We start from the raw sequence: 18,764 nt of genomic DNA on the forward strand, positions 1-18,764 counted from the left end.
AGGCGTCCGAGCCCGGTCTTTATGAAACCAAGGATGGCCTAGCCGGCCGGATATGGTGGAGAGATCGGAGGTAGGAAGGAAGCTTGTCGCTCTGGGTCGTTGTTGTTTGCAGTCCTTCTGGGCTGCATCTGACGGACGGCTGGATTACCGTTGCCTGACCGCGCGGTATCGGATCAAATCTCGAGAAGCTGGTCTTAAGACAGGCTGCAAGCGAGCTGCTCGGCGTAGCTCCGATAAAGCAAGCCTGTCGAACACGTCGATGGCATTGTTGAGTAGGCTGGGTTGTAAAAGGTAACCCGGTCTGTTGTCGTTTCCGCTGGAAACGAACAACTAGATGATGAGCATTGGCAATGAGAACGATCAAGTGTCGTAAGGGCATTTAGTGGATGCCTAGGCATGCACAGGCGATGAAGGACGTGATACGCTGCGAAAAGCCGTGGGGAGCTGCGAATAAGCTTTGATCCATGGATCTCCGAATGGGGCAACCCACCTTAAATGCTTAGAAAATCAAGCGCGCCGTGAGGTGCGAGGCAGTAGCCAATAGGCAATGGGCAGTAGTGGATTGAAACAGACGCTATTGCCTACTGCCTAAGACCTATTGCCTGAGAGCGCGTCAAAGACGCGCTTGGTTTCTAAGCATTGTAACAAGGTATCTTCACCTGAATAAAATAGGGTGTAAGAAGCGAACGCAGGGAACTGAAACATCTAAGTACCTGCAGGAAAGGACATCAACCGAGACTCCGCAAGTAGTGGCGAGCGAACGCGGACCAGGCCAGTGGCAATGAAGTTTAAAGTGGAAGAACCTGGAAAGGTTTGCCGTAGAGGGTGACAGCCCCGTACGCGTAGATAGCTTTATTGTCCTAGAGTAGGGCGGGACACGTGAAATCCTGTCTGAACATGGGGAGACCACTCTCCAAGCCTAAGTACTCGTGCATGACCGATAGCGAACCAGTACCGTGAGGGAAAGGTGAAAAGCACCCCGACAAGGGGAGTGAAATAGAACCTGAAACTGGATGCCTACAAACAGTCGGAGCCCGCAAGGGTGACGGCGTACCTTTTGTATAATGGGTCAACGACTTAGTGTAACAAGCAAGCTTAAGCCGGTAGGTGTAGGCGAAGCGAAAGCGAGTCTGAATAGGGCGATATAGTTTGTTGCATTAGACCCGAAACCGAGTGATCTAGCCATGAGCAGGTTGAAGGTTGGGTAACACCAACTGGAGGACCGAACCCGCATCTGTTGCAATAGATTGGGATGACTTGTGGCTAGGGGTGAAAGGCCAATCAAACTCGGAAATAGCTGGTTCTCCGCGAAATCTATTTAGGTAGAGCGTCTGGCGAATACTCCCGGGGGTAGAGCACTGGATGGGCTATGGGGACTCACCGTCTTACTGATCCTAACCAAACTCCGAATACCGGGAAGTACTACCAGGCAGACACACGGCGGGTGCTAACGTCCGTCGTGAAAAGGGCAACAACCCTAACCTCCAGCTAAGGTCCCCAAGTCATGGCTAAGTGGGAAAGGATGTGAGGATCCCAAAACAACCAGGATGTTGGCTTAGAAGCAGCCATCATTTAAAGAAAGCGTAACAGCTCACTGGTCTAGTCAAGGGTCTTTGCGCCGAAAATGTAACGGGGCTGAAGCCATGCACCGAAGCTGAGGATTCCTCTTTGAGGAGTGGTAGCGGAGCGTTCCGTAAGCTGATGAAGGGATACCCGTGAGGGGTCCTGGAGGTATCGGAAGTGCGAATGTTGACATGAGTAACGATAAAGAGGGTGAGAGACCCTCTCGCCGAAAGACCAAGGGTTCCTGCTTAAAGTTAATCTGAGCAGGGTTAGCCGGCCCCTAAGACGAGGCGGACACGCGTAGTCGATGGGAACCACGTTAATATTCGTGGGCCTGGTGGTAGTGACGGATTGCTTAACTTGTTCACACTTATTGGATTGTGTGGGCGGGGACGCGGTTCCAGGAAATAGCTCCACCGTATAGACCGTACCCGAAACCGACACAGGTGGTCAGGTAGAGTATACCAAGGCGCTTGAGAGAACTATGTTGAAGGAACTCGGCAAATTGCACGCGTAACTTCGGAAGAAGCGTGACCCTTATGTGCGCAAGCATGTGAGGGTGGCACAGACCAGGGGGTAGCGACTGTTTACCAAAAACACAGGGCTCTGCGAAGTCGCAAGACGACGTATAGGGTCTGACGCCTGCCCGGTGCTGGAAGGTTAAGAGGAGGGGTGCAAGCTCTGAATCGAAGCCCCAGTAAACGGCGGCCGTAACTATAACGGTCCTAAGGTAGCGAAATTCCTTGTCGGGTAAGTTCCGACCTGCACGAATGGCGTAACGACTTCCCCGCTGTCTCCAACATAGACTCAGTGAAATTGAATTCCCCGTGAAGATGCGGGGTTCCTGCGGTCAGACGGAAAGACCCCGTGCACCTTTACTATAGCTTTACACTGGCATTCGTGTCGGCATGTGTAGGATAGGTGGTAGGCTTTGAAGCAGGGACGCCAGTTCTTGTGGAGCCATCCTTGAAATACCACCCTTATCGTCATGGATGTCTAACCGCGGTCCGTCATCCGGATCCGGGACAGTGTATGGTGGGTAGTTTGACTGGGGCGGTCGCCTCCGAAAGAGTAACGGAGGCGCGCGATGGTGGGCTCAGACCGGTCGGAAATCGGTCGTCGAGTGCAATGGCATAAGCCCGCCTGACTGCGAGACTGACAAGTCGAGCAGAGACGAAAGTCGGTCATAGTGATCCGGTGGTCCCGCGTGGAAGGGCCATCGCTCAACGGATAAAAGGTACGCCGGGGATAACAGGCTGATGACCCCCAAGAGTCCATATCGACGGGGTTGTTTGGCACCTCGATGTCGGCTCATCGCATCCTGGGGCTGGAGCAGGTCCCAAGGGTTTGGCTGTTCGCCAATTAAAGCGGTACGTGAGCTGGGTTCAGAACGTCGTGAGACAGTTCGGTCCCTATCTGCCGTGGGTGTAGGAATATTGACAGGATCTGTCCCTAGTACGAGAGGACCGGGATGGACATATCTCTGGTGGACCTGTTGTCCTGCCAAGGGCATAGCAGGGTAGCTATATATGGAATGGATAACCGCTGAAGGCATCTAAGCGGGAAACCAACCTGGAAACGAGTGTTCCCTATCAGAGCCGTGGAAGACGACCACGTTGATAGGCCGGGTGTGGAAGTGCGGCAACGCATGAAGCTTACCGGTACTAATAGCTCGATTGGCTTGATCGTTCCCATTGCCAGTGCTCATCGAATAAATTCGACGAGCCAATAGGATGTAGGCAGTAGGCAATAGCCGCTTCTGCCCAGCATCCAAGACGTGTTCAAATAAAAAAATCCAGCTTCTCAAATTGTCCATGCAGCAGCATGAACAGCAAGCCTCCGTATGGACGGCTGATGTCCCCTTCGAGCGACAAGCGAGAAGGAAAGGCATATCAGCCCAGAAAGAGCAACTTGTTGATCCATGCGTTCGCATGGATCAACAAGTTGCGCTTTGCCGACCTGGTGGTTATGGCGGGGTGGCTGCACCCGTTCCCTTTCCGAACACGGCCGTGAAACGCCCCTGCGCCCATGGTACTTCGTCTTAAGACGCGGGAGAGTAGGTCGCTGCCAGGTCTGCTAATCGCAACTCCACGCTAAATCGATGAAATCGATTTATGCGTCACGCTAAATTGCTCAAGCAATCTATGCCTCATAAAATCTTCTCATCACACAGACGGCTCAAGCCGTGCTACAATAGGCCGCTCATGCGGCCTTTGCCGCTTCTGGAGCCAGGAAATTACCCCGACGCGCCCGAAATACGGTGCCAAGGGCGCGACAAACCAAAGGGTTTGCGCAACCGCGATAAGCCCAAACGCGGCTTACGCTGGAAATACGCGACAAATCGCTCCGCGATTTGCGCTGGATAAGACGACAAATCGCTCCGCGATTTGCGTCGGTAACGCGATAAGCCACAACGCGGCTTACGCTGGGAACAAGGGACAAATCCTTCAGATTTGCCCGGATGAAGCATGAACCGCATAGCGGTTCACGCAAGCGCGATAAGCCGCAACGCGGCTTACGCTGGTGACGCGGGGTGGAGCAGCCCGGTAGCTCGTCAGGCTCATAACCTGAAGGCCGCAGGTTCAAATCCTGCCCCCGCAACCAACCTTCCCACACAAGGCCCGCCTAACGCCGGCTTCTTGCCTTCTGCCAACGCCGAGAGCATCCACCATCAGCCCCCAAAACAAGCATAACCAAACCACGCAACGCAACGCGCAAAACAAAGCCTGAACACCGAACCAAGCGTTCCCCAAGCAGCGCAGCCCAAAGCATAAGCGCAAATCCCGAGCCAAGCGCCGCGTCCTCTTACCCTTCAGGCATCCAGAATGCAGCATTGCTCCGGCACCGGCACGAGCATCGCGCTGCTTCCGGCAGCCATCGGCTCCGATAGGACGCCATTGGCGACGATAGTACCGGCCGCTGTTTCGCATTGATACTGATAGGCGCGGCCGAGATAGGTGCGTGTTCCCAGAACCGCCGGCAGGCCGTCGCCTTCGCGTCGAACGGAAAGCCCGTCCGCGCGGCAGCCGAGGACAAAATTGTTCGGGATCGACCCGAAATCGTCCTGCGACAGAGTGATCCTTGCGCCCCCTGCAGCCTCCGCCGTCACCAGTGTACCTGTCCGCTCGACGACCCTCAACGGCAGCTGGTTTTCGAAGCCGACGAAGCGGGCGACGAAGCTGTTGGCAGGCTTGCGGTAGAGGGTCTCGGGCGTATCGAGCTGCATGATGCGCCCGGCATTCATGATTGCGACGCGATCGGAGATCGAGAAGGCTTCTTCCTGATCATGCGTCACATAAAGCGAGGTCGTGCCGTTGGCGCGCTGTAGCTGGCGGATTTCCACGCGCATGTCGACCCGGAGCTTCGCATCGAGATTGGAGAGCGGCTCATCGAACATGAGGAGCGGCGGCTCGATGACGAGGGCGCGAGCGAGCGCGACGCGCTGCTTCTGGCCGCCTGAAAGGGCGCCGGGCAAGCGGTCACCGAGGCCGGAAAGGCCGACGCGGTCCAGCATGGCGCCGGCTTTTATGAGGCGCTCCCTCGTCGGCATGCGGCGCTGCTTGAGACCGAAGGCGACGTTCTCGAGTACTGTCAGATGTGGAAACAGCGCGTAGTTCTGAAACACCAGGCCGATATCCCTGGCATGCGCCGGCAGTGTCGTCAGATCGCGGTCGCCGAGCTTGATCGTGCCGCTCGTCGGCTGCAGGAAGCCGGCGACCAGCCGCAAGGTCGTCGTCTTGCCGCAGCCGCTCGAGCCGAGCAGCGAGACGAGTTCGCCCGCCGCGATCGAAAGCGAAAGATCCTGCAGGACGGCGGTCTTGCCGTAATGAGCACTGATGGAATTGATGGAGAGCGATACGGTCACGGGCGGCTACTTTGTCAGGAAGGTAAGGCCCAGGGTGGCTTCGACGATCGCCATGACGGCGACGGTGAGGAGCATCAGCAGCACGGAAACCGAGGCGATGGTCGGATCGAAGAACTGCTCCATATGGGCGAGGATCTGGATCGGAAGGGTGGATATGCCCGGGCCGGTCAGGAAGACCGAGACCGAGACATCGTTGATCGAGGTGATGAAGGCGAGGATGAAGGCGGCAATGACGCCGGCGCGGATATTTGGCAGCACCACCGTCAGGAAGGTCTTCAAAGGAGGGCAACCGAGACTGATCGCCGCCTCCTCGATGGAGAAATCGAAACTTGCGAGACTGGCGCTGACGACGCGCACCGAATAGGGCAGCACCAGCAGCGCATGGCCGATCAGGAGGCTCGGAAAGATCGGCAGCCCGAGCTCGATCGTGATCGATTTCATCAGCGAGAAGCCGAAGACGATTTCCGGAACGAGGATCGGCAGGACGAAGAGGGTTGAAAGCCAGCGCGGCAGTTCGACCCTGTAACGGCTGATGGCATAGGCTGCTGGAATGCCGATCAGCAGCGAAAGCGTGGTTCCTAGGAAAGCGAGCTCCAGGCTGGTGATCGCCGTCGTGCGGAAGGCCTCGATTTGAAAGATGTTGGAAAACCAGTGCAGCGTGAGGCCCTGCGGCGGGAAGGTGAGATAGGTCGTGTCGCTGAAGGCGGCGCCGATGATGATGACGAGCGGCGCCAGCAGGAACAGGAAGACGAGGGCCGTGAAAGCGATGAGCGCGGGATGGACCGTCCTTGTCATGATCACACCGCCATCGGATTCAGCCGTCGTGCGAGACGGCTCATGATCGCGACAATTCCGATCGTGACGACCACCATGATGGCGGCGATCGTCGAGGCGCCGACCCAATCGAAGGTGACCATGGCGCGCTGATAAAGGAAGGTGCCCATCATCATCTGCTTTTCTCCGCCGAGCAGCTGCGGCGTGGCGTAGGAGGTGAAGCTGCCGGTGAAAACCAGCACCGCGCCGACGATAAGACCGGGTGTGGCAAGTGGCAGGATAACCTGGCGGAAGGTTGCGGCCGGCGTAGCACCGAGCGACGTCGCCGCCTGGATGAGATCCTGCGGTATGCCTTCAAGCACGCCGAGGAGGGTCAGGATCATCAAGGGCACGAAGAGATAGACCATCGCGACGATCACCGAGCCCTCCGTGTAGAGCATCGAGAGCGGTTCGCTGATGACGCCGAGCGACAGCAATATTGTGTTGAGAATGCCGTTCTTACCGAGAATGATCAGCCAGGCGAAGGAGCGTACGACGACGCCGGTCAGCAGCGGAAAGACGGCGGCGATGATCATCACGCTTTTGGCGCGCCCCGGCATCTGCGCGATCACATAGGCGGCGATGAAGCCGATAAACAGCGATATCGCTGTCGTGATCAGCGCCACTTCGATCGTCCTGAAAAGCACGGTGCGGCGAAAGCCGCTGGAAAAGAAGGCGACATAGGGGGAGAACACCCCCTTGGGTTCGCCGAAGGTCGCTGCAATCGTAATGACAACGGGAACGAGCAGGAAGAGCGTTACGGCCACAATCGCCGGCGTCGCCAAACCCCATTTCATCAAATGCTTCATCAACGAATTCCGTGAGAACGCCGCATGCGTGTACGGCATGCCCTGTTACATGCCGAAGATCTCGTTCCAGCGATCGACCCAGTCCGATTGCGCCTCGATCAGCTTCTGATAGTCGATGCGGTTAAGCTTGGCGATCATCTCGGCGCCATAGGTCCAGAGCTTGGCCTTTTCCGGCGACAGCACCACCTTGGTCGAGACCGGAGCGTCGACGCCCTGTTCGGCTTCCGCCTGCTGTACGTCCTTCGACAGGATGAAGTTGATGAACTGGTGCGCGAGCTCGACGTTTTCCGAGCCCTTTGGAATATTGACCGTGTTGAGGACAGCGATATCGCCCTCCTTCAGATCGGCCCAGGCCATCGTCGGAACGGCTGATCGCAACGATGACAGAACAAAATCCTGCGTGATCGCCACCTTGGCCTCTCCCGTCGAGATCAGGTTCACCAGTTCGGAGCCGGTATTGTAGTTCTTGACGACGTTCGGCTTCAGCGCCTCGATGGCTTCGAAGGCCTTGTCAGCATCGGCGTAGGGATCGGCGCCGGCATGCTTGCCGGCTTGGAGCACCGTCAGCGGTCCGCCTGTCGTGGTGATGCCCGGCAGCGAAATGGCGCCCTTCAGGTCGTCGCGCCAGAGATCGTTCCAGGAGGTAATCGGCGGGTTCACCTTCGCCGTATCGTCGACGATACCGATGCGGCCGATCGTGTAAGCGGGGCCATAATTGCCCTGCGGTGCTTTGGCGATATCGTAGAGATCGGCAAGGTTGGGGAGCTTGCTGCGGTCGACTTCCTGGAAGAGACCCTGCTGTATGCCGAGCTGCGAATAACTATCTGTGAGATAGATGACGTCGACGCCCTTGCCCCCGCGCAGTTTAAGCTTGTTGAGGCGGTCGGCATTGTTGCCGGTTTCGAAGACCACGTCGCAGCCGCAGATCTTCTTGAAGGGCTCGATGATGTTGGCCTTCATCTTCTCACCATTATAGCCCCACCAGGAAATGGTCAGCGTCTTTGACTGGGCAAGGGCCGGATTGACGGCCGCTGCTGTAAGCATGGCAAATCCCGCGACGCGGGCAAGGGAGAGGCCTTTCATTCTCGAAATCCTTTTGGTCAATGAAATCGGACATATGTTTCAAGCTTGCAGGATACTATTTTTCGAGCACTGGCTTTACAAGCCCAACAAATGGGCAGGGTGGTGGGTTTTTGCTTTTCATAGGATGAATATCCTGTGGCGTCATGATGCAGTGCTGGATTATTGAAGTACCTGAGATCATTGGGCTTCCTTGGGCCAACCGGTCGGCTTTACAGGCTCGTCCCTCATCTCTACCCTCGGCTGATCGATTTCACTGGCAGGCATGCGTCTCATGACATCCCCGAACACAAATCTTCCCGACGACCTGCTCGTCAACGCGGCGGACGAAGTGCGGATCCGTCAGGATCTGACGCTGACCGCGCTCGGCCGCCGGCCGGCGGATCGCCTGCTGCGTGTCGGCAAGCTTTTGGATGTGCACAGCCGCAGCTGGCTGGATGATCAAGAAATCGTCATCAAGGGCAGGCGCATCGCCTATGTCGGCCCAGGCGGCAGTTATCGGGGTGAGGTGAGCGAACGCGTGCACGAGCCGCATCTCACAGCGGTTCCGGGTTTCGGCGAAGCGCATAAGCATATTGAAAGCTCGCATCTCACGCCGGAATGGGAAGCGGCTTTGGTCATGCCGCATGGCGTCACCTGGACTTGCGAGGCGAGCCATGAGTTTTCCAATGTGAATGGTGCCCGCAATCTGGAATTCTGGCTGGAAGCACGCCGTCGCGGCTCGCCGATGAAGATATTTCCTCTGCCCGGATCGGCCGTGCCGCCGACGGCTTACGAATGGGGCGGCGGTCACTTCGGCTATGACGAGCAGAAGTCCTTTCTCAAAGAAAGCCTGATGGTGGCCGGCCTTGACGAAGTCATGGACTGGCCCTCGGTCAGCAATCCCGAGAATCCGGCTTACGATCGGCTCTGGGGCATGATCCGCGCCACCTTCGAACAGCGCGGCGTCGTCGAAGGCCATGGTGCGGGCCTGCGCGATCTGGCGTCGATCAATGCCTTTGCCGGCGCCGGCCTCGCCTCCGATCATGAAGGCTGGTTTCTCGACGAGATCTGGGAAAAGCTGACTCATGGCCTCTTCATCGAACTCCGTCCGCATTCCCTGCCCGAGGTGATCAAGGGCCTGATCGAGAAAGGCCTGTCCGACTGGTCACAGATCGCCTTCGTTACCGATGATCGCAGCGCCAGCGATACGCTGAAGATCGGTGCGACGGATTATAATGTCCGCCTTGCGATCGAGAATGGATTGGCACCCGAAATCGCCATTCAATGCGTGACGATCAATCCCGCCCGCCACATGCGGCTGACACCCTGGGTGGGCTCGATTGCGCCGGGCCGTTTTGCCGATATCGTGTTGCTGGACGATGTGAAGACGCTGTCGATCGCCAAGGTCTGGGCCGATGGCACGCCGGCATCCGAGGACAAGGCTTTCGTCGGCGTCCGGCCGGAGATCGATTGGCCGGATTGGGCGACGCGGACGGTGCGCCTTGATCGGGTCGTTACGGCAGAGGATTTTCGCATCGCCGCCCCATCGGATGGGATCACGGCCAAGGCTGCATTGCTGCGGCCGTTCCATTGGGCCGATGATTTCATCACCATGGATCTGCCGGTCCGCGATGGCGCCGTGCAGCGCGATCATGATCGTAACGTCACGAAATTCGCGATCGTCGACCGTTTTTCCGGCGAAGCAAAGGTCGCGCGCATGTTCTGGCTGGGCACGGGCCCGCGCACGCCGAATACCGCGCTCGGCTCGACGCTCGGTCACGATAAGCACAATATCTGGATCGTGGGTTCCTCCGATGAAGCCATGGCCATGGTCGCAAACGCGCTAAAGGAACAGCAGGGTGGCTGGGTGCTGGTTTCGGGTGGAAAGGTCGTCGCCCGTGTCCGCTACGAAGTCGGCGGCCTGATGACGGCGCGCTCGGGCGAGGAGCTGGATGCGGAGATGCAGGCGCTCTATAAGGCCGGCGCCGAGATCGACTGGATGTATGAGCCGACCTTCTCGCCGCGGTGGTGGCCGGGCTTTCCCGAGCGGCTCTCCTTTGCGACGCTTACCTGCGCGCCCTGGCGCTGGGTTCTGGTTGCTCCCTCCGAAAGGGCGCCGGAAGGTTTCGTCAATGTCGCGACCGGTGAAACCCATCCCATCGTTTGGTGAGGAATATCCACCCTCCTTAATAAGAATATCCGCGCTCAAGCCGCCGCTTAGACGAATCGCCTTATCTCGCCAGGTTGCAGTTCGATCGAGCCTTGACGGCTTGGGCATGCTCCTTAATTATCCGTTTGGTTACTTGCGGCGCGTTGCGACCATGCGAGAGGACGGGGATAACCGTCGACGCACATAGGCGGCGCTGTCGGGAAACCAGACGGAGGAGAAAACTGTGGTTGCCGTTGACAACGATGCGCCGCGGATCGTGTCGGCGTTTTCCACGCTGGGATGCGCGGAATTCGAATTGGATGAAGCGCTCGGCTTGGCGGCACGCCATGGTCTGGATGCCATCGAAATCCGTGCTCTTGGCGGCACGATCGATCTTTCTGCTTATTTCACCGAAAGGTTCGGTTCTCCGTCCGGCCTGGCCAAAGTGCTGCAGGACTCTCCTGTTGGCGTATGCGCTTTCAATACCTCGCTGCGTCTTATCGGCGCGACATCGCAGGCGAAGGAGGAGTTCCTGCGCTATCTTCCCTGGGCGGAGGCCGCCGGCGTCCGGTCGCTGCGGGTTTTCGATGGCGGCGAAACCGGTGATGACGGCGAAATGGCGGAAGCGTTGTCGACGTTACAATGGTGGAAGGAGACGGCCAGGCGTGAAGGGTTCCGCGCCGATATCGTCATCGAGACGCATGATTTCCTCGCGCTGACCGATGCCATTCCCCGGTTCCTTGAAATGGCGCCCGATTGCGTGCTCCTTTGGGACACACATCACACGTGGCGCAAGGGTGGGCAGGATCCCGTCGAGACCTGGAAGCAGGTTCGCAACAATACCCGGCATCTTCATGTGAAGGACAGTATCTCCAAGCCGGGGCCGAGGCTGCCGTATCGTTATGTTCTGCCGGGCGAGGGTGAGTTTCCCATGGCTGCACTGCGTGCAGTGCTTGCCGCGGACAATTATACTGGTGTCGTGAGTCTGGAGTGGGAAAGACTATGGCATCCGGATTTGCCGCCCCTGGATTTAGCTGTGCAATCCGCGCAGCATAATGGATGGTGGTTCCAGACGCCGCGCGGTGAATAGTTGTTGAAGTTTACTAATATTTTAGCTTAGTTTCATATAAGAAGGCGCTGCAGCAGTTGACTTTGCCGCGGCTCGCTAATTAATATATTAGAAATAGTTAAATAATAGCTTGTCGCTGCACGGCGCCGGGTTGATTACGATCGGTGCAACGTTTCCAGCTCGATGAAGGGGACCTCGGTGACATGGGGTTTGTGGGTGTCTGGAAGATGGAAAAGACGGATTCTAGACACCAGAAATCCGATGCTTCGGGGTCACGCGCACTGCTGCCCGCCGTCGCTTCCTGTTTCCGAAGTTCCGGCCACAGCCGGCTCCCCTGCGAAAGGGTACGCGATGAAGGATAGTCCGAGCCTCGGAGAGGAGGGACATAGAGCCCTGATTTTGAAGGCGATCGCCGAAGGTGGCCTGGGTTTTGCCGCGCAATGGGTCCATGACGTCGCAAATGCCGGCGAAGTCTTCTATGCGGAAAGCCTCGCGCGCGTTACCGATGCGGACGGCACCGTGCACACCGCCGGCACATTTGTCTCCTTCCTCGAGCGGCAGGATCGCTGGTTCGATCTTGATCTGCGTATTCTTGATATGGTGCTCTCCGCTTTGGCAGAGGATGAAAGGCTGGTGCTGGGGGTCAATCTGAATGCGGCTAGCCTGTCCCGCTCCGATCGGTTTTCCGATGTCTTCGGCCGCATCAGCCGCAAACCGGAGCTTGCCCCACGACTCGTTGTCGAGATCACGGAAGGCTATCCGGTCATCGGCGCCTCCATAGAGCGCATGAAGATGATCCGCGCTCTTGGCTGCCGCATCGCGATAGACGATTTCGGATCCGGCTTTGCCACGCCGGCGTCGCTGTTGCCGGTGGCCGCCGATATCGTCAAGGTCGACGCCGCCTTCGTACGGGACAACAGGCGCGGTCGCGACGGAAACGACAGTCTTTCCCATCTTGTCGGCTTTGCCGCCTGCTTTGCGCCCTTCGTCGTCGTCGAAGGCATCGAAACGAGCTCGCAGCTTGACGCTGCGCGGGAGGCTGGTGCAACGCATGCGCAAGGCTTCTTCCTGTCGCAGCCGGTTTCGTTGGCGCAGCTTCGCCGCGGCAAGGGAAAGGCCGTTTTGCGGGGGGTGGGATGAGCATTGCCGCCATTATCCCGCCAGGCATGGCAGCAAGGTCGCCTTCGCGGGTGTCGCCGTGATGAAGCAACCGGCCCTTCGCTGACCGGGATTCGAGCGCCTGAAAGACGGCGCAATTTGAAACGGCGGATGTCCGGCAGCGGGCGTCGCGCATGATGCAATTCGGGCGGGGCGGCGCGCGAGGAACCAGATGAAATTCGGGAAAAGATCATGGATTCTTTTAGCGAGAGAAAAGTGCCCGCCCAGCCGCAGCCGCGCCCTTTGTTCGACAGCTGCGTCAAGATTGTTTCGGCCTATGTCAGCCACAACGCGGTTCCGCTTCACAGTCTTCCCAGGCTGATCAAGGATGTCCACGAAGCGCTGCAAGCCTTGGATGCAGGCAGCAGGACAGTGGACCGCGCCAATCTGGTGCCGGCGGTGGATTTGAAGAAATCGGTAACGAACGACTACATCGTCTGCCTTGAAGACGGCAAGCGATTCAAAACGCTGAAGCGTCACTTGCGCGTGCATTATGGGATGACGCCGGAAGAGTATCGCCAGAAATGGGGATTGGCACCCAATTATCCGATGGTTGCGCAGAACTATGCGAACCGCCGTTCGGAGCTGGCGAAACTGTCCGGCCTCGGCGCCAATGGCAACAAGAAGGAAAGCGTGCGGTAGGGCTTGTTGCAGTCAGTTGCCGCAAGAAGAATGGCGCCCGCAAGGGGCGCCATCGCTTTCGGATATAGAGGCCGGATCGCGAAATCGGCGTATCGGCCGACACGGCAGGTCAGAAGACCTGACGCAGCACGATGAACAGCACGAAGGCCAGCGCGATCGAGGCGGGCAGCGTCAGGATCCAGGCCATCAGCATGTTGCGCACGGTCGACCATTGCAGACCGGAACCGTTCGCCGCCATGGTGCCGGCAACGCCGGAGGACAGGACGTGGGTGGTGGAAACCGGAAGGCCGAGATGGTCGGCCGCACCGATCGTCAGCATGGCAACGACTTCGGCGGCAGCACCCTGGCCATAGGTCAGATGCGTCTTGCCGATCTTTTCGCCGACGGTGACGACGATCCGCTTCCAGCCGACCATGGTGCCGAGGCCGAGTGCGAGCGCGACGGCGACCTTCACCCAGAGCGGAATGAACTTGGTCGCATGATCGACGGCGGCGTGGTAGCTGGTCACGGCCTTGAGGTCGTCGGCGCTCATCGGCAGCAGCTTCTGCTTGTCGATAAGCTTCAGCGATTCACCGATCAGGTAGATATCGTTACGAACGTTGCCAACGAGGCCGTTCGGCAGCTTCTCGACGCTCGGATAAGCTGATATCTCGGCGCTGGTGGCGTGGATATAGGCCTGGAGCGCCGGAGTCGTCGCGTCCGTCCAGGTCTTGCTCTTGACGGCGTTGCTGACTGCAGCCTTCGGATCCGCCGGCACGGCAATGCCCGGTTTTACATACTTGCCGAGTACGGTCTCGACCTGCGTCGAGGCAGCCTTGTAAGCTTCAAGATAATTGACATCGGGCGTACGGTTCAGCGCGAAGGCAGTCGGTACGAGGCCGATGAGAATGAGCATGATCAGACCCATACCCTTCTGGCCGTCGTTGGAACCATGGGCGAAGCTGACGCCGGTGCAGGTGAAGATCAGCAGGCCGCGGATCCAGACCGGCGGCGGCGCATTGCCCTTCGGCGCCTCATAGAGTTCCTTGTTGCGGATCAGCACCTTGGCGACCAGCAGCAGCAAAGCGGCCGCGCCGAAGCCGACGATCGGCGACAGCAGCAGCGACATGCCGACGTTGCTTGCCTGTGACCAGTCGACGCCACTAGTAGCGGAGCCGGCGGGTGCCAGGAACTGGTTGGCGAGACCGACGCCGATGATGGAACCGACGAGCGTGTGCGAGCTCGATGCCGGCAGGCCGAGATACCAGGTGCCGAGATTCCAGATAATGGCAGCGGTCAGAAGCGCGAAGACCATGGCGAGGCCGGAGCCGGAGCCGACCTGCAGGATGAGCTCGACCGGCAGCAGCGCCAGAATGCCGAAGGCGACGGCGCCCGATGAAGTGAGAACACCGAGGAAGTTGAAGAAGCCGGACCAGATGACGGCGAATTCAGCCGGCAGCGAGCGGGTGTAGATGACGGTGGCAACGGCATTGGCCGTATCGTGGAAGCCGTTGACGAATTCGAAGCCGAGCGCGATCAAAAGCGCCAAACCGAGCAGAATCCACGGAACGGCGGCCGCATCGGCAAGGTCGCTGCCGAGGGCATAGCCGACATAGGCGAGGCCGCCGAGCACGACCAGGCCGAAGAGCGGCAGAAACCATTTTGCCGAGGCCCCGGCGCCGTGAATTGGGTGATTGGCGTTGCCACCCTCGGAAGTGGTTGAAGCGAGGTCGACCATCCCAAACTCCTTTATGGCCATTGATATCCCCGGTGTAAGCCTCGTTCATGAAACTCTCGTGACGCGCGAGAGGGCCGATGGCAGCCGTATCAGTGGAAGGCAGGGCGCTCTTTACGGACATATGGCTCCGACCTGCCGTCTTGATTTTGCCTCCAAAAGGCCTTTTTCGGTTCAGCCGTCGTTCATACGTCTGGGGGTTAAATCCTGCATGTAAGGGACTTGGATAGAGGGCCATCAAAATGAGATCGTCCGTGATTACCATCGCTGCCTTGCTCGGCAGCCTGATCGTATCTTCGGCAGAGGCAATGCCTATCCCAGCCGTTGGGACAACGGCCTCGGTGCCGGTTGTGAAAGTGGATTATGCCTGCGGTCGTGGCTGGCACCTGACGCGTTGGGGCGAATGCCGCCCGAACCGCTGGGGCCCGCCGCCGCGGCGTTGGGGTTACTACAGACCGCCACCGCCGCCGCCATGGGGCTGGCATGGCCATCGTCGCCACTGGCGCGATGACTATGGCTGGCGCGATCGGCGAGGCTACTGGTGATCAGGCTGTGAAATGACAAACACCGTCGCGTTTCGCGGCGGTGTTTCCTTATGGATACGGCGGAGGTCGCACTGCCCGTGCCGTGAGCCATAATGCTGCGATAACGACGAGCCCTGCGGCGACGATGGTCGCAAGGCTCTTGGCGTGCAGGATGACATCGGCGGGCTTCGGGCGGATGAGATCGGCCGTATTGAAGCTCTCGCCGCTGAATTTGCATAAGGTGAGCGAGAGATTGTTGCGCACCAGCGCCGTGTCGATATCAGAGACGATGTCGCCCACCGCTGCCTTTTCGTCCTTCATCGTGCGCATCTGGAGGAGCACCGCTTTCCCCGCTGCAAGATAGGCATGCGAACATTCGTTGAACGGGCTTTCCTCGTCGCTGGTGCTGCCAGGCATCATGCCCCAGAGACAATAGACCCGCTGGATCTGTGCGAAATTCAAGAGGCGCCGGAAGGTTTCGTCGGTGTCGGACGCGCTTTCGGCAAGCGAGATGATCCGCCCGTAATAGGGCGCGATCACGGCCATCTCACCATGGCTGAGGCTAGGTATCGGGATGCCGGCCTGGCTTCCGGAGGAGCCGCCATGCGCGGCGGCTGCAAGCGGCCAAGTCGAAATTATGAGACAAACAATTGCAAGCAGGGCGCCGTTTGAACGCCGCTGTCTCCCGCGCGTGTTGTCATGCGCGGGATGCGAGCTACGTATAAGGCTAAGTCCGGCGCAGGGACGCATTGCGATAGCGCGGCTGCGGCAGCTGGCGTTCCGCCCACGCTCCGAAGGCGAGCCCGAGTGTCGTCCAAAGGATGGCATGCATGCCGAGCGAAGTGATGCGGAAGCGCCAGAGCACGACGGCCGAGAATTGCTCGGGCACTTCGTTGATGGGAGGAAGCAGGTATTGGATCAGCGCGATGAAGACGATGTAGCCGATGCCGGCAATGATCGCTCCGTTCCAGGAACCATATCGCGCCGCCAGCCGGCGACCGAAGCCCACGGCGATGATCATGCCGACGACGGAGGCGACGATCATGATGAAGAACAGCTCGGTTCTCGCGCCGATCGTATCGGGATTGCCGACCGCCGGCGGGTTCGCCGGATACTTGATGTCGGGCACCAGCGAAATCGTCACGAAGGCGGCGAGGGCAAGCAGTGCTGCCGTGCCGCGCGCGCCGAGAGGGCTGACGCGACCGTAGACGAAGGAAAAGACCAGCGCGAACAATCCGCCGATCGCCGTCGAAAAGATTACCGCGCCGATGAGAAGACCAGGACCAGCCTGTGTGGCGCGGCTGACGATTTCCGGCTCCGGCGCTTCGCCGGCGGCCTGGGCGGCCTTTTCCTCAAAGCCGATGGCCCAATCGACCAGCGGTTCACCAAAGGTATGGGCAAAGGCAAAAACGAGAATACCGGCAAGAGCCCCGACGATCATGCCGCGGAGCAAAAGACGTCCAACCATGTGCTTGACCCCTTAGTGGCAGGGGAAGCCGAGAAGGTGACGGGCATCATGCACGAATTCATGCACATACGTGCCCGAGAAGAGCGAAGTCGCGCCTTCTTCCGCGCCGATGAAATAGATTGCAAGCAGCATCAGCAAGCCGGCAAAAATGGCCCAGGGCAGGATCTGGCCGAGCGGAATCGGCTGCGGAACTGCGGATGGGGCAAAAGTGGTGTCGGACATTGTATTTCCCTCTTTAAGAAAAGCGCGTTCCATTTGCGGAAGGGTTCTTGCGGGAAGGGTCTGGCTCTCGGAGACGGAACTCGTCCGCCTTCGATTACAGTGGCGCGACCGCGCCGGAGTTCCACCGGCTTCCACACCCGCAAGTGCAAGTTTATATCTATTTGCAAAGATGGTTGTCAATCAAGCGCCACCGCGATGTGAAATCGCGACAAGAGCGCGGCAGGGGATGGAGTTGGGGAGTCTCATGAAAACGCGTTTGAGCTGGATTTGCCATGGCGCGACGCAGGCCAATCGGAATGGCTGCTTCCCCGATGATGAACCGTTGGAGGTCAAGGCGACACAGCAGGCTCAGTCACTGTCCTTCGGGCTTGGTGCGATTGATCGGGTCTGGACGAGCCCGGCCTTGCGCGCCCGCCAGACAGCCAGCGTCCTCGGTCTCGACGCCATTCCGGACGTCGCCTTGCGCGAATGCGATTATGGCGACTGGCGCGGGCAGTCGCTTGCCGAATTGCATGAAAAGGATGCGGAATCTCTGACCTTGTGGATGGCAGACCCATCGGTTGCGCCGCATGGAGGCGAATCCCTGTCGGCGGTCATGAGGCGTGTCGGCGAATGGATGGGAAATCATATCGAGGATGCCGGTCATATCGTCGTCGTCACCCATGCGAGCGTCATCCGCGCTGCCGTTCAGCATGTGCTGCAGGCACCGGCAGCCGCATTCTGGGCAGTCGACGTCGAGCCGTTCGGCGTCGTCGAAATGACCAGCGACGGTCATCGCTGGCAGCTCCGCTTTCCGAAGATGGCGGCATAGAGGAATTCCCGCAAAGTGCGAAGCGGTCCTGATTCTGTTTAAAACGGAAGTGCTCTGGCGATCAGCGGGCCGCCTTTGCCCGCCGCCGTTCGACATGGATGAGATAGGCGGCCATGCCGAAGGTCATCACGGCCAGTCCATACCAGGTGATGGCATAGACGAGATGGCTGTTATGGAAGGTGATCTGTGTCAGCCCTCCTACGGGCAGCCCGCCCGGATTTTTTGCGTCGTCGGCATCGATGAAATAAGGCGCCACGTTCTCTAGGCCGCGGGCCTTTGCGATCGCAATTACATCGCGTGAATACCAGCGCTCCTCCGCCGGCATGTTCGAACGAAGCAGCGTGCCCTTGGGCTCGTTTATCCGCAGCAGGCCGGTAATGGTGGTTTCACTCTCGATCTGGCCCTCGGGGCGCGTAACCGGACTGCGCTTCTCGGTCGGCACGAAGCCGCGATTGACGATGATGGTCGTGCCGTCGGCGAGCTTCAGCGGCGTCAAGATCCAATAGCCGGGACCGAGCGTGGTCGAGGCATAGACCTGCGCTTCCTTGTCATTGAGGAAAATGCCGCTCGCCTGGACGTGCCTGTATTCGGAGTTTTCGGCGTTGATACCAGCCCATTGCGCCGAACCGGGCGCCTGAACCGGCGGCGCATGCACGCGCGCATCGACCCTGGCGATCAGATCCAGCTTCCAGTGCAGCCGCTTCACCTGCCAGGTGCCGAGACCGATGAGGAGGCCGGTCAGAAGCAGAAGCAGCGATACCCAGACGACCAGCGTCAGCGTCGAGCGCGGTTTGCCCTGAGATGTGCTCGAGGAAATATCGGTCATGGCGCTGGTCTCCGGGGAGGCGCTGCCGCATGATGTCGAGCGGTTCAATTCTCTTCGCTGAAGATCATG

Annotated in this window: 15 protein-coding genes, 1 tRNA gene, 2 rRNA genes and 1 riboswitch; of the genes, 9 read left to right on the forward strand and 9 right to left on the reverse strand. The window is 58.9% G+C overall.

The features are described 5' to 3' along the window. The first annotated feature begins 358 nt into the window (after positions 1 to 358). From DQ393_RS10810 to DQ393_RS10820, 3 genes are all read left to right on the forward strand, one after another. Positions 359 to 3,252: ribosomal RNA gene (locus DQ393_RS10810) — 23S ribosomal RNA — on the forward strand. A gap of 269 nt (positions 3,253 to 3,521) precedes the next feature. After that, positions 3,522 to 3,636, forward strand: a 5S ribosomal RNA gene (gene rrf, locus DQ393_RS10815). A gap of 454 nt (positions 3,637 to 4,090) precedes the next feature. Then, positions 4,091 to 4,167, forward strand: a tRNA-Met gene (locus DQ393_RS10820). Positions 4,168 to 4,375: 208 nt separating this feature from the next. On the opposite strand, the gene DQ393_RS10825 is transcribed toward DQ393_RS10820, so the two are convergent. From DQ393_RS10825 to DQ393_RS10840, 4 genes are read right to left on the reverse strand one after another with little or no spacing between them, the layout of a single operon-like run. Then, positions 4,376 to 5,428 carry an ABC transporter ATP-binding protein gene (locus DQ393_RS10825; RefSeq protein WP_112341784.1) on the reverse strand — a complete coding sequence of 351 codons (1,053 nt, stop codon included), beginning with the start codon at positions 5,426 to 5,428 and terminating at the stop codon, positions 4,376 to 4,378. Between the two features lie 6 nt (positions 5,429 to 5,434). Then, a complete protein-coding gene (locus DQ393_RS10830; RefSeq protein WP_112341894.1) occupies positions 5,435 to 6,226 on the reverse strand; it encodes an ABC transporter permease in 792 nt (263 codons plus the stop codon). Next, entirely contained in the window at positions 6,226 to 7,050 is an 825-nt protein-coding gene (locus DQ393_RS10835; RefSeq protein WP_112341785.1) for an ABC transporter permease, read from the reverse strand. Before DQ393_RS10835 ends, DQ393_RS10830 begins: the two co-directional genes overlap by 1 nt. Before the next feature lie 45 nt (positions 7,051 to 7,095). Further along, positions 7,096 to 8,133 carry an ABC transporter substrate-binding protein gene (locus tag DQ393_RS10840; protein ID WP_112341786.1) on the reverse strand — a complete coding sequence of 346 codons (1,038 nt, stop codon included), beginning with the start codon at positions 8,131 to 8,133 and terminating at the stop codon, positions 7,096 to 7,098. A 271-nt stretch (positions 8,134 to 8,404) separates the two neighbouring features. Here DQ393_RS10840 and DQ393_RS10845 point away from each other — a divergent pair, with 271 nt between their 5' ends. From DQ393_RS10845 to DQ393_RS10860, 4 genes are all read left to right on the forward strand, one after another. Further along, entirely contained in the window at positions 8,405 to 10,282 is a 1,878-nt protein-coding gene (locus DQ393_RS10845) for an adenine deaminase (protein WP_112341787.1), read from the forward strand. Between the two features lie 295 nt (positions 10,283 to 10,577). Then, on the forward strand, positions 10,578 to 11,351 hold the full coding sequence (locus tag DQ393_RS10850; RefSeq protein WP_245430308.1) for a sugar phosphate isomerase/epimerase family protein: 774 nt from the start codon (positions 10,578 to 10,580) through the stop codon (positions 11,349 to 11,351). A 330-nt stretch (positions 11,352 to 11,681) separates the two neighbouring features. After that, positions 11,682 to 12,470 carry an EAL domain-containing protein gene (locus DQ393_RS10855; RefSeq protein WP_112341789.1) on the forward strand — a complete coding sequence of 263 codons (789 nt, stop codon included), beginning with the start codon at positions 11,682 to 11,684 and terminating at the stop codon, positions 12,468 to 12,470. Between the two features lie 210 nt (positions 12,471 to 12,680). Beyond that, on the forward strand, positions 12,681 to 13,130 hold the full coding sequence (locus DQ393_RS10860) for a MucR family transcriptional regulator (protein ID WP_112341790.1): 450 nt from the start codon (positions 12,681 to 12,683) through the stop codon (positions 13,128 to 13,130). 109 nt (positions 13,131 to 13,239) lie between these two features. Here the strand turns inward: DQ393_RS10860 and DQ393_RS10865 are convergent, their stop codons facing one another. Further along, positions 13,240 to 14,847, reverse strand: coding sequence for an inorganic phosphate transporter (locus DQ393_RS10865; protein WP_112341791.1), 1,608 nt, complete (start codon positions 14,845 to 14,847; stop codon positions 13,240 to 13,242). Between the two features lie 239 nt (positions 14,848 to 15,086). Between DQ393_RS10865 and DQ393_RS10870 the strand changes: the two genes are divergently transcribed. After that, the gene (locus tag DQ393_RS10870; protein ID WP_112341792.1) at positions 15,087 to 15,389 is read left to right on the forward strand and encodes a GCG_CRPN prefix-to-repeats domain-containing protein; all 303 of its coding nucleotides are present in this window, start codon (positions 15,087 to 15,089) and stop codon (positions 15,387 to 15,389) included. Between the two features lie 48 nt (positions 15,390 to 15,437). Here the strand turns inward: DQ393_RS10870 and DQ393_RS10875 are convergent, their stop codons facing one another. The 3 genes from DQ393_RS10875 to DQ393_RS10885 form a co-directional block, all read right to left on the reverse strand. Continuing rightward, positions 15,438 to 15,908: a hypothetical protein gene (locus DQ393_RS10875; RefSeq protein WP_348628014.1), complete on the reverse strand. Its 471-nt coding sequence runs from the start codon at positions 15,906 to 15,908 to the stop codon at positions 15,438 to 15,440. 187 nt (positions 15,909 to 16,095) lie between these two features. Continuing rightward, positions 16,096 to 16,836 (reverse strand): CbtA family protein, encoded by a 741-nt coding sequence (locus DQ393_RS10880; RefSeq protein WP_112341793.1) that lies wholly within the window; start codon positions 16,834 to 16,836, stop codon positions 16,096 to 16,098. A 12-nt stretch (positions 16,837 to 16,848) separates the two neighbouring features. Further along, entirely contained in the window at positions 16,849 to 17,058 is a 210-nt protein-coding gene (locus tag DQ393_RS10885; RefSeq protein ID WP_112341794.1) for a CbtB domain-containing protein, read from the reverse strand. Positions 17,059 to 17,092: 34 nt separating this feature from the next. Further along, positions 17,093 to 17,215, reverse strand: a riboswitch (cobalamin riboswitch). Between the two features lie 87 nt (positions 17,216 to 17,302). Here DQ393_RS10885 and DQ393_RS10890 point away from each other — a divergent pair. Next, a complete protein-coding gene (locus DQ393_RS10890) occupies positions 17,303 to 17,869 on the forward strand; it encodes a histidine phosphatase family protein (RefSeq protein ID WP_112341795.1) in 567 nt (188 codons plus the stop codon). A gap of 61 nt (positions 17,870 to 17,930) precedes the next feature. Here DQ393_RS10890 and DQ393_RS10895 read toward each other — a convergent pair whose 3' ends face one another. After that, positions 17,931 to 18,695, reverse strand: coding sequence for an SURF1 family protein (locus DQ393_RS10895; RefSeq protein WP_112341796.1), 765 nt, complete (start codon positions 18,693 to 18,695; stop codon positions 17,931 to 17,933). Between the last annotated feature and the right edge of the window lie 69 nt (positions 18,696 to 18,764).

It is taken from the genome of Martinezella tropici (genome assembly GCF_003287875.1).
GTDB lineage: Bacteria > Pseudomonadota > Alphaproteobacteria > Rhizobiales > Rhizobiaceae > Rhizobium > Rhizobium tropici_C.

What these genes read in the sequence shown, in the direction of transcription:
- DQ393_RS10845 (WP_112341787.1), top strand. Translation starts at nt 8,405, where the DNA reads ATGACATCCCCGAACACAAATCTTCCCGACGACCTGCTCGTCAACGCG.
- DQ393_RS10895 (WP_112341796.1), bottom strand. Translation starts at nt 18,695, where the DNA reads ATGACCGATATTTCCTCGAGCACATCTCAGGGCAAACCGCGCTCGACG.
- DQ393_RS10855 (WP_112341789.1), top strand. Translation starts at nt 11,682, where the DNA reads ATGAAGGATAGTCCGAGCCTCGGAGAGGAGGGACATAGAGCCCTGATT.
- DQ393_RS10835 (WP_112341785.1), bottom strand. Translation starts at nt 7,050, where the DNA reads ATGAAGCATTTGATGAAATGGGGTTTGGCGACGCCGGCGATTGTGGCC.
- DQ393_RS10885 (WP_112341794.1), bottom strand. Translation starts at nt 17,058, where the DNA reads ATGTCCGACACCACTTTTGCCCCATCCGCAGTTCCGCAGCCGATTCCG.
- DQ393_RS10890 (WP_112341795.1), top strand. Translation starts at nt 17,303, where the DNA reads ATGAAAACGCGTTTGAGCTGGATTTGCCATGGCGCGACGCAGGCCAAT.
- DQ393_RS10860 (WP_112341790.1), top strand. Translation starts at nt 12,681, where the DNA reads ATGGATTCTTTTAGCGAGAGAAAAGTGCCCGCCCAGCCGCAGCCGCGC.
- DQ393_RS10865 (WP_112341791.1), bottom strand. Translation starts at nt 14,847, where the DNA reads ATGGTCGACCTCGCTTCAACCACTTCCGAGGGTGGCAACGCCAATCAC.
- DQ393_RS10870 (WP_112341792.1), top strand. Translation starts at nt 15,087, where the DNA reads ATGAGATCGTCCGTGATTACCATCGCTGCCTTGCTCGGCAGCCTGATC.
- DQ393_RS10880 (WP_112341793.1), bottom strand. Translation starts at nt 16,836, where the DNA reads ATGGTTGGACGTCTTTTGCTCCGCGGCATGATCGTCGGGGCTCTTGCC.
- DQ393_RS10840 (WP_112341786.1), bottom strand. Translation starts at nt 8,133, where the DNA reads ATGAAAGGCCTCTCCCTTGCCCGCGTCGCGGGATTTGCCATGCTTACA.